Raw genomic sequence first — 9644 nt, forward strand, 5'->3', positions numbered from 1 at the left:
GTCCGCGAGACTCGCGGAGCGAAGGTTCCCCGCGAAGACCGGGAGGTATGGGCAGGGCGTGATATCCCCATTCGGCCGTATCCCCATGTAGTGCGTCCCCGCCGGGCACCCGCCGGCCCCTCCGGAGTAGGTCCTGATCTGAGCCGGGATCTGATCGGTCTGCTCGCCGGCCTGCCCTGAGCTGGGTCGAAGGGCATTCTCCAGAACGGTCTTGATGTAGTGCGGCGCGCACTTCGCGTTCACGAGCATCCGGCGGTCGTACTTCCTCTGGATCCGGTAGAGCGAGGCGAGCACCTCGTCGTACTGCGCGGGGGTGATGTCCGACACGAACTGCCCGCGCCCCGTCGGCACCAGGAAGTAGAGGTTCCAGACCTTGGCGGCGAGGCGATGGTGCGCGAAGTCGGCGATCGCCTCGAGCTCGCCGAGATTGTGCGAGCCCACGGTCGTCTGCACGATGAAGGGGAGCCCGGTCCGGTTGAGGATCTCCGCTCCCTCCACCGTGTTCCGCCAGGCGCCCCGCACGTTTCTGAAGCGGTCGTGACGATCGGGATCGAGCGCATCGAGAGAGAGCGAGAGCCCCCGCACGCCGGCCTCGGCGAGGCGCCTCGCCAGATTCTCCGTGATACTCACGCCGTTGGTGCCGACGACGACCCAGAGTCCGCGCTCCGACGCGCGCCGGACGATCTCGAGGATGTCGCGCCGTAAGAGCGGCTCACCGCCCGTCAGGATCGTGATGCATTCAGGCGCGAACGCGGCGATTTCGTCGATGACCCTGAAGCATTCCTCGGTGCCGAGCTCGCTTCGATCGGCGAAGTTCTCCGTGCCGACCAGAGGCGTGCCGCCGGCGTCGAGATAGCAGTGCTCGCAGGCGAGGTTGCAGCGGTAGGTGAGGTTCCACGAGACGACGTACGGCCGCGCGAACCCTTCGACTCGCATCACATGCCGAAGAAGTCTTTGGCCGCATCGAGGATCTTCTCGTCCACTTCGAGGGCCCCTCGGTCTCGCGCAAATTTTTCGATGCCGGTCTTCGCCATGGGGCGGACGAACTCCGGAATGTTCGCGAGCCTGGCTTCCGCAGCGGCGGTCCACCGGACGGGTGCCGGCTCGCCAGCCTTGTTGGGTTGCACCTCACCGTTTCCCGGAATCATCGCTGTGAAAGGGCAGCCGGCGCCGGACGTACTCGCCGCGGCATCGCCAGTCGCGGGACCGATCCGCACGCCGAGTGACTGGACGACCTGTGTTTCGTACGCGTTGGTGAGCATCGCCATCTCGTAGCCGCACTCAGGACACGAGTAGACGACTGACAGCGAGCCGCGCTCGGGCGGGCCGATGGTTTGCAACTTCATCGGGCTATCGCAGGGGACGCAAAGGAATTTCATGGCGGGGGTTCCTTGCCGAGCTTGTCTAGCCGTAGCTCACGCGACTGCGTGAGCGGAGGCTGAAGGCTGTCCAGAAGTTGCTGCGCAATTTGATCCAGGGCCTCGCCAACGGGTGTTTCGGGCAATTCCGCGAGAGGGATCCCCCGATCGCAGTGCCGTGCAAGCTCGGGATCGAATGGGACGGTCCCGAGGCAGGGGATTTCCAGGCCGGATGGCCTGCCCTGAGCCGCGTCGAAGGGCTCGGATGAGTCGAAGAGCGGCTTGATGGCGTTGCAGTCGCGGCAGTAGTAGCCGCTCATGTTCTCGACGTAACCGAGGACGCGATTGGGTCCCTTCGACAGCGCTGCCACCGAGCGCGCGACCACACCCCGTGACACCTCGGACGGGATCGTCACGAGCAGGAACGAGGTCCGCGGCCCGAGAAAATCGGCGTACTGGACGGTCCGCTCGGCTCCCGGCGGCAGATCGAACATCAGCAGATCGAGCGCTCCCCACTCGAAGGCCCCGAGGATCTCGCCGAGGAGAGCGAACTCCCTCGTGGCGCGCCACGTATGGGACTCTCCGTGCGCAGCGCTCTCGAACTCGAGCGCCTCCGACTCGGGGATCACCGAGCCCATCGAGAAGACTCCGATCCCGTTCCTGGTCCGCGGGAGCGCGACCTTGTGGCTGCCGGGCACTAACAGCGCCCCCTGGACACCTGCCATGCGCGCCTGTGAGGGACCGTTGAAGTCCGCGTCGAGAATCGCAATCCGAAGTCCCCTGGCGCGCAGAGCGCCCGCGAGATGCAGCGTCAAAGTGCTCTTGCCGACGCCTCCTTTGCCGGACCCCACGGCCACGAGATGGCGCACCCCGACGAGCCCGTCGGTGATGCGGGTGCGCTGTTCGGCAACCTGCTCGAGGATTCTGGACCCTCCGTCGCCGACGATGTCGTGGTAGCGCTTCACCTTGTTGGGTAGCTTACACCGTGGCGAGCCGTATCGAGTCTCGGCCTAGACGACTGAAAGTGGGCCGAAGGTCGCGTCAATCGCCAACCCGGAAACACTGGTTGGCAGGCAGTGCGAGCGACGGCATCTGGGAATCCTTCGATTCGGGAGCTTCGTGGACAACAAAGACCGACGGGTTTCCGTCGCTCGTCATTGGTGCTATCGCCTTTGCGCGGAGCAATCCAAGCGTCATCTATGCGGCCACTGGTGAAGGCAATTTCAGTCGTGACGCGTACGGTGGAGTGGGCCTCTACAAGACGACCGACGCCGGCGCGTCGTGGTCGGTGATCGGCGCGTCCAGTCTCGGGAACACAGGCATGGGCGAGATTCGCGTTCATCCCAACTAACCAAACATTCTGCTGACGATTACGATCCGAGCGGCGTCCGGACGATTCTCGGACGCTCTGCCGCTGTCGCTCTCGCCAACACTTGGTGTGTTGAAGTCCACGGATGGCGGAGCGAACTGGCTGCGCACGCTGGCGGGTGAAGCGACAGACGTCGAAGTGCATCCCGCGGATTTCAACAATCAACTCGCCGCGAACGGTGATTGATCGTTCTCCTGGCCGAGACCGCTTCGCAGAGCGACCCCGTCTGCCAGAAGTTAGACTGGTCGCTCGTTCTAGCCGATACTAGATGGGTCTTCAGCCAGTTAGCGCAACGCGGCAAAGCTACGCGGGCTGACGTGGTAGTTGGAATCCGTTTCCGGCCAGGAGAAGCAGCACCTATGCGTTCGGGACGGTGGGCGCTGGTACTGTTAGCGTTGGGTTCGGGACGACGGGCGCTGGTTCCCTGCGCATCACCGGCAACGGCGGGGCGTCGTGGTCCGATTTTGATCCGACCGACGCGGTGCCGAATCGCCCGGTCACTGGCATTGCGTTTGCCGCGAGCGATCCGAACGTCGCGTACGTGACGTTGTCAGGACTCGACGAGGGGACGCCGGGCAAGTCGGGGCACGTTTTCAAGAGCACGAATGCTCTCGCCGGATCCCCGGTGTGGACGAACGTGACGCCGCCGGTCAACATTCCGTTCAACGTCGTCGCGATAGATCCTGCAACGCCGAACACCGTGTTCGTTGGCGCCGACAACGGCGTCTGGGCCAGCCGCGATGGGGGCGGAACGTGGGCGTACATGGGACCCGAGGCCGGCGTACCCAACGTCGCGGTGTTCGACCTGCAGATCCAGGCATCGACACGCAAAGTGTTCGCGTTTACGTTCGGACGCGGTGCGTTCATGCTGACGCCTTCGCCGGTGAAGTGTTCGCGTTCACCTTCGGCCGCGGCGTCTTCGTGCTCACGCCATAATAGTCAGGAGTCGAGAGTCGGAGTCGTAGGTCGTGCCTCCCGGCGTTTGCCATCTGTTCGTCGCAGCGCCCGTGCGCACGTCGAAAGGCATCGGCCCGAGGCTCGCTCTCGTTCGCCGGGCAAATGTCGCTCAGCGCATTAAGCGCCGCAGCGATGGACGTCCAAACCCGCACGGCGGAAGCTACGCAGGCGAGTTGCGTTCTTGGCGTCCATCGCTCCTGTGATGAATGCGGCGAGTGAAGATTTGTCCGGCGAAGGAGGGCGAACGCCGGCAGGCACAGCCCCGCGGCCGCTGACCACCACGTTTAAGTTTCGTCCGGCTTGGAGCGCTTCGACCGCTAGGCCAGGTCAACGACCCACCGCGATGACCGGCTCCGGCGTTCCGTCCCACGTGAAGCGATAGGTCTTGTCGCGCCGGACGTTGCTGACAAGCGCGGGTCGGAAGCAGGCCAGGCACGTCCCGCCGACCTGGCGCACGCTGGGGTACACGACGCCGAGCGAGCCGACGTCCAACAGGTGCTCGGCGAGCGCCTGCGAGTCGACGTAACTTTCCGGATTGAGGCAGTCCTCGAAGCCGCGGGCGTGGCGAAGGTCGTGAAAGCTGGCGCTGAAATCCGACAAGTACTCGTCGAATGTGACGCTATCTTCGAAGCGGCCGATTTCGGCAAGTTGCACTGACTTGTGAAACGCCACTTCGGCCTGAGAGGTTTCGAGATCGAAGCTCGCGTACCAGGCACCACGGTCCGGACCATTGAAGCGGCTGCCGAGCGGGTGCGCGTGACAGAACGCGGCGTTGATGACCGCGGCATGCGGCACCGCGAAGACGAGCTCCGCCAGACCAATACCGGGCAGCTGCTGCTGCTCGGCGAGCAGCCGGTCGTTGGTGGCCGTGTCCAACTCGAAGATCGCCTGTAGATGCGCATCGTCGTCGGCAATCGCCACCAGCACGCTGTCGCCGCGCGGCAAGTGCCGCGAGGGAATGAGGCGGTGGGTGTCGAGCTGGCGAACCAGCCGGACGGGTGGCAGCGCCATCAGCCGGCGCGTCGCGCGTCGAGCAGGCGCCGCACCGTCTGCATGGCTGGCAAGCCGCCCCGCATCATGAACGCGAGTGGCGTCTGACCTGCGAAAATCGGATTGTTGTTGGGCAGCTGCACCCACTCGTCCGCCAGCCTCCGCCCGTGGAGGATGCGCAGCGCCTTGAACATGCCAATCAAATACGAGATGCGTGTGAGACGATCGGTGTCGATCACGCGATCCGGATTCCGCTTCCACTCGTAGAACGGCCCGTTGCTGACGCCGCCGACGAGCGCCCGGGCATCCTCGTCGCGCACCTTCCAACGCGTCATGATGTGGAAGAAGGCCCTCAGAGCCGGCGCCGAGAGACGCTCACGTTCCGCCCGTGGGGCGAGATTCGGCGGCACGTCGATCCTGTACCGGGTAGCGGGATACCGTTGCACCTGTGGCATGGGTGACTCCTGATCAGGAGGATACTTGCTCCTTGTTCGCGCTGTCAACGGCACCTGTGCTGCGACGAATACGGCTATAATCGCCGCAGGGCAAGCGGCGAATGTCGACATATATCCATGACCTTCCAGACTGGCCGAAGTTCCGCTGGGACGACGGGCGGTTGGCGGCTGCCTTGGCGGCAGCCAGGCACCTGCAGGGGCGTCTGCTCGGAACGATGGAGGCCTTGGGCTTCAAGGTCAGAGAGGAGGCGGTTCTTCGCACGCTGACCGAAGACGTGCTGAAGAGCAGCGAAATCGAGGGCGAGAAGCTGGACGCCGACCAGGTGCGCTCGTCCGTCGCGCGCCGGCTTGGAATCGATATCGGCGGGTTGCAGCCAGCGAACCGTCACGTCGAGGGTGTCGTGGAGATGATGCTCGACGCAACGCAGCGGTACGAGGAGCCGCTGACGGATGAGCGCCTCTTCGGCTGGCATGCCTCGCTTGTCCCGACGGGGAGGAGCGGGATGCATCGAATCACTAGTGGCGCCTGGCGTGACGACCGCGCGGCACCGATGCAGGTGGTGTCCGGTCCTGTGGGGCGCGAACGCCTGCACTTCGAGGCGGGATTGCCCGGGCCATTGCGGACATGTCGCTGGCCAGATCGGAAGGGAGTCCGCAGCGGTTCTACAGCATGTCCGCGCAGATCCGCGAGGAGCGCGGCGAGTACTACCGCATCCTCGAACAGACGCAGCGAGGGACCGTAGACGTGACGCCGTGGATGGAGTGGTTCCTCGGGTGCCTCACGCGCGCGATCGAGGGTGCACATGCTGCGCTCTCTGGCGTGATCGCGAAAGCACGCTACTGGGAGAAGCTGCGCGACGTGCCGTTGAACGAGCGTCAGCGCTTGGTGATCAATCGCCTGCTCGACGGCTTCGAGGGGAAGCTGACCACATCGAAATGGGCGGCGCTGACGAAGAGCTCGCAGGACACGGCCCTGCGCGACATCCAGCAGCTCGTCGAACGTGGGGTTTTGGTTCGCAATCCAGCCGGCGGGCGGAGTACGAGCTATTCGATCGTCGTCACGCCGCCAGGTGCCATGATGTCGGCCGGCCTGACGCCATAGGACGTCGAGGCCTCGTGGCGTGTCTCTAGTCGGACCGCGCCTTCGCTGCGTAGAGTCGATGCCCGCCGGCGGGGCGGAAACCGAGGGTCTCCAGGAACGCCTCCGAGATCTCCGCCGGGTGGACCTTGGGGATTCGGAAGGTCCCAGTGTCGAGTCGAGCGATCAATTGCTTCAGACGGGCGCCACCGTCCTCGATGAAAGAACGCAGCGACAGAATCTCCGTCCCCTCCACGCCGCGCTGCGCGTAAAGGAGGTAGGCCTCGATTCGCTCGTCGGAGGCGACGGCGAGTCCGGCGATGTCATCCTTCCTGGCAGTGAGCGTCTCGACCGAGCGCTCCCAGCAAACCTGCGGATGAGCCTCAGCTTCTTCAAGGAGACCATTGGCGGCGAGATCGTCGACCGTCACGGGGATCACGAATCCTTCGACTCGCAGGAGTCCGGCTTCGCCGGACTCATGCTCGCTCAGGACAGGCCCTTCGACCCGCAGGGCAGGCCGCTCTAGGACGTAGTCTGTCAAAAGCGCTTCCTGGACATAACCGCACGCGTCGAACAGCGCGACGGCGGCGGCGAACGTCTCGGGAACTTCGGCGATCATTCGAGGGGGGCCGAGAATCGCGAGCTTCGAGCTGAGCGAGGTGAGCAGGTGACGCCCATGACCCTGTCGGAGATGATCGGGATGGACGGCGATCTTGTGGATGAGGGTACCGGAAGGCCGCTTGGCGCCGATCAGGACGCCGATCGGGTCGGAGCCTGAGAAGGCAACCATGCAGCTGCTGCACCAGACCTGAAGGTGGCGGATCGACCACTTGAACGTGGCCGGCGTCACCGGCGGCTCGTCGGGAAAGTACGGCGACCAGCAGCGATTCAACGCGTCGACGAGAAGCGTCACGTCGTCCGTGCGGCAGAAGCGGTACGCCGACATCCTCTTCAGAACGCGGGGCGTCGCCCCACCGGCACCGCCATCGTGCCTGCGGAGCTCGAATGGCGTCTGCGATCCGAGCCTTGGTCGTGCTCGTGACGCAGCGAGCTCTTGGGCGCGACCTCGATGAGAAGCGGGGCGGTCATGCCGGTCACAGCCCGCCTACAGCACCGCGAAGGTATCGAGCGCCTCGAGATCACGATCGAAGGTCATGGTCTGCGTCGCGCCCAGCGTGCAATTGATCCGGCCGATCAAGGCATCAGCGAATCCCGCCTTCGTGGACCGGAAATCGCCGAGCGCCTGCCGCGCCTCGTGCGCTCGTTCGATGTCGAACTGTGCGGTGTCGAAGATGCGGTCGAGCGCGTCGGCGATCTCGGCTCGCGAGTACTCGTACGCGGTATCGAGCACCCACGTCACTTCACAGAGGACCACACAGTTGATGAGCAGGCGCTCTTCCTGCTCGACCGCCTCGTCAATCAGCCGTTTCGCCTTCGCGTACTGCGCCCGGTCGTCCTTCGTCAGGTAACGAATCAGGAGATTCGTATCGAGGCCGATCATCGCCGGCGCCCGAATCGTCCGCCCAGGTAAGTGCCGATCGCCTCGTCCATCTCGCGGACGGAGGCCGGCCGCCGCCCGGGGCGGTGTAACAGCCCCGCCAGTTCGCGGACGTGTCGAGTCACCGGCTTCACCACGACGGTGCCGTCATCCTCGATGACGAAATCCAGGCGCGCGCCGGTTTCGAGCTTCAGGTGGTCGCGAACCGACTTGGGGATGGTCACCTGGCCTTTGGTCGTCAACGTCGCTTCAGGCATTTTCCGGTCTCCTTACGACTCAAGTATACCTTACTTGAGGGTAAGGAAACCGGTGGGGGCCGTCTCGCCGAGCGACCCGGCAGCGATTCAGCGCGTCGACGAGAAGCGACACGTCGTCCGTGCGGCAGAAGCGGTACGACGACACGATCGATTCGGCGACCGATCAGGACTCGCGATCGTCGCCGGACTTAGTTCGCACGGTCAGCGAGCTCACCTCGTTGAGGTAGCCGCTGCCGTTGCCGGCCGGGACCACTTGAGCTTTGCTTTGGGCCTCCGCAATCGTGCGCGCGGCGGAGGCCTCGTGGGCCACTTCCACCCCACGGCGCTCACCACGCGCCGCGGGGACCCCGGGAGTCGGCGCCGCCGCCGCCGCGCCCTTGCCCGCTGTCGGGTAGTTCGCGATCACTTCGGCCATGATCTTCTTGCCGATCTCGATGCCCTCCTCGACGAGCCCAAGATCGATCGCCGTCAAGGCGCGCTCACGCGCAAGGCCCTCGACCCTCTCCTGCGTTTTGTTCCGCATGAACCCGGCCGGCACGCGCAGGATTCGCTGCGTGGCGTCCTCCGCCCACTCGAACACCGAGATCAGCGGGTTCTTCTTGTCGTCGCGCGCCACGAGCTTGGCTTCTCCCGCCGAAGCGCTTTGCGCGGAGGCGGATGGCGCGGGCGCGGACTGGATCTCGAGCGGCGCCCCCGTTTCCTCCTCGATCACCTGCCGGGCGAATTCGAGCGTGATGGTGTCGAGCTTCGTCATGCGCGCGCGCTTTTCGACACGCGCCTTGACGCGGCGCCGCAGATAGGCGTTCTTCATGGTCCAGAGGCCTTTCCTCGCGTCCTCCGACCAGCGCAGCTTGCGCCCGTCGTAAGTGGTCTCCTCCTCGAGACCTCCCTCAGCCGCCGCAATCTTCTCGATCATCTCCTGCGAGATCACCTCGAAGTCTGTGGAGCCGCAGACGGTGCACTTCACGGCGCCGCTCTGCGTGGCGGCGACGCCGCACGATTTGCACATCGACACGGGGCCGGACTTCGCCCGCTCGAGCGCGACCGCTTCGGCCAGTGCCTTGGTGGCGGCCGACGCGCTCTTCGGCATGAACCGGTCCATCGCGTCGTCGATCACGGCGTTGGTGATGACCGAATGCCCCTTCTCGAGCGCCAGGCGAAGAACGCCGGTGCGGGCGATGCCCTTGACCTGCTCGGGCACGCGCGTCATCCGCGCCTCGGCTTCGGGTGTCCAGCGGACGGTCTCCTCGGCGCGCACGTCGAGCCGCGGCACCTCGAGGCGCGTGGACAGGAGGACGTCGCAGGACGCGGCACGGAGAACGTTCTCCACGTTGCTCCCCAGCGCCTTCTCGTCCTTCGAACTGTGAACGCCGATCCGCCCCAGCACGAGGAGCCAGGGATTCGTCTTGCGCGCGTGGTCGACGATCTTCTGGAAGGGCTTGCCGTCGAGGAGCGTCTTCTTGATCTCGATGCCCATCTCGCTCGCCATCCGCTCACCCACTTCGAGATGAGACTGATAGATCTGCGCGAGCCCGGTGTCGATGATCTCCTCGTGGAGCTGATTCTGCTCCTCGAAGCGGAAGACCTTCGCCGCCTTCTCGGTGAGCACGTTCACGATGCTGTTTAAGACCGTGTAGTGCAGGTACGGATCGTAGACGGCGTTCGCCTCGACCTTCTTGCCG

14 protein-coding genes are annotated in these 9644 nt (G+C 64.9%); 3 read left to right on the plus strand and 11 right to left on the minus strand.

Annotated features, from left to right (window positions below):
* The 3 genes from Q7S20_00005 to Q7S20_00015 form a co-directional block, all read right to left on the minus strand.
* A partial coding sequence (locus Q7S20_00005; protein ID MDO8500207.1) for a radical SAM protein occupies positions 1–936 on the minus strand: 936 nt, incomplete at its 3' end.
* Positions 936–1346 carry a PCP reductase family protein gene (locus tag Q7S20_00010; GenBank protein MDO8500208.1) on the minus strand — a complete coding sequence of 137 codons (411 nt, stop codon included), beginning with the start codon at positions 1344–1346 and terminating at the stop codon, positions 936–938. The genes Q7S20_00010 and Q7S20_00005, both read right to left, overlap by 1 nt.
* 29 nt (positions 1347–1375) lie before the next feature.
* Positions 1376–2323: a P-loop NTPase gene (locus Q7S20_00015; GenBank protein ID MDO8500209.1), complete on the minus strand. Its 948-nt coding sequence runs from the start codon at positions 2321–2323 to the stop codon at positions 1376–1378.
* 101 nt (positions 2324–2424) lie between these two features.
* Between Q7S20_00015 and Q7S20_00020 the strand changes: the two genes are divergently transcribed.
* Together Q7S20_00020 and Q7S20_00025 are read left to right on the plus strand one after the other, a co-directional pair.
* Positions 2425–2709 (plus strand): hypothetical protein, encoded by a 285-nt coding sequence (locus tag Q7S20_00020; GenBank protein ID MDO8500210.1) that lies wholly within the window; start codon positions 2425–2427, stop codon positions 2707–2709.
* Between the two features lie 391 nt (positions 2710–3100).
* Complete coding sequence (locus Q7S20_00025) at positions 3101–3805, plus strand: hypothetical protein (GenBank protein MDO8500211.1); 705 nt, start codon at positions 3101–3103, stop codon at positions 3803–3805.
* A 206-nt stretch (positions 3806–4011) separates the two neighbouring features.
* On the opposite strand, the gene Q7S20_00030 is transcribed toward Q7S20_00025, so the two are convergent.
* From Q7S20_00030 to Q7S20_00040, 3 genes are all read right to left on the minus strand, one after another.
* Positions 4012–4695, minus strand: a complete 684-nt coding sequence (locus Q7S20_00030) for an RES family NAD+ phosphorylase (protein MDO8500212.1) — start codon at positions 4693–4695, stop codon at positions 4012–4014.
* Positions 4695–5129, minus strand: a complete 435-nt coding sequence (locus tag Q7S20_00035) for a DUF2384 domain-containing protein (GenBank protein ID MDO8500213.1) — start codon at positions 5127–5129, stop codon at positions 4695–4697. Before Q7S20_00035 ends, Q7S20_00030 begins: the two co-directional genes overlap by 1 nt.
* Positions 5130–5203: 74 nt before the next feature.
* Positions 5204–5602: a hypothetical protein gene (locus tag Q7S20_00040; protein ID MDO8500214.1), complete on the minus strand. Its 399-nt coding sequence runs from the start codon at positions 5600–5602 to the stop codon at positions 5204–5206.
* Positions 5603–5754: 152 nt separating this feature from the next.
* Between Q7S20_00040 and Q7S20_00045 the strand changes: the two genes are divergently transcribed.
* A complete protein-coding gene (locus tag Q7S20_00045) occupies positions 5755–6231 on the plus strand; it encodes a hypothetical protein (protein MDO8500215.1) in 477 nt (158 codons plus the stop codon).
* 25 nt (positions 6232–6256) lie between these two features.
* Here Q7S20_00045 and Q7S20_00050 read toward each other — a convergent pair whose 3' ends face one another.
* The 5 genes from Q7S20_00050 to Q7S20_00070 form a co-directional block, all read right to left on the minus strand.
* On the minus strand, positions 6257–7153 hold the full coding sequence (locus Q7S20_00050) for a GNAT family N-acetyltransferase (GenBank protein MDO8500216.1): 897 nt from the start codon (positions 7151–7153) through the stop codon (positions 6257–6259).
* Positions 7154–7158: 5 nt separating this feature from the next.
* Positions 7159–7296, minus strand: a complete 138-nt coding sequence (locus Q7S20_00055) for a hypothetical protein (protein MDO8500217.1) — start codon at positions 7294–7296, stop codon at positions 7159–7161.
* A 16-nt stretch (positions 7297–7312) separates the two neighbouring features.
* Positions 7313–7708 carry a type II toxin-antitoxin system VapC family toxin gene (locus Q7S20_00060; GenBank protein MDO8500218.1) on the minus strand — a complete coding sequence of 132 codons (396 nt, stop codon included), beginning with the start codon at positions 7706–7708 and terminating at the stop codon, positions 7313–7315.
* Entirely contained in the window at positions 7705–7962 is a 258-nt protein-coding gene (locus Q7S20_00065) for an AbrB/MazE/SpoVT family DNA-binding domain-containing protein (protein MDO8500219.1), read from the minus strand. The genes Q7S20_00060 and Q7S20_00065 overlap by 4 nt, the downstream gene beginning before the upstream one ends.
* Positions 7963–8125: 163 nt before the next feature.
* Positions 8126–9577, minus strand: a complete 1452-nt coding sequence (locus Q7S20_00070) for a universal stress protein (GenBank protein ID MDO8500220.1) — start codon at positions 9575–9577, stop codon at positions 8126–8128.
* Positions 9578–9644: the final 67 nt, after the last annotated feature.

This window comes from Gemmatimonadaceae bacterium (genome assembly GCA_030647905.1).
GTDB lineage: Bacteria > Gemmatimonadota > Gemmatimonadetes > Gemmatimonadales > Gemmatimonadaceae > UBA4720.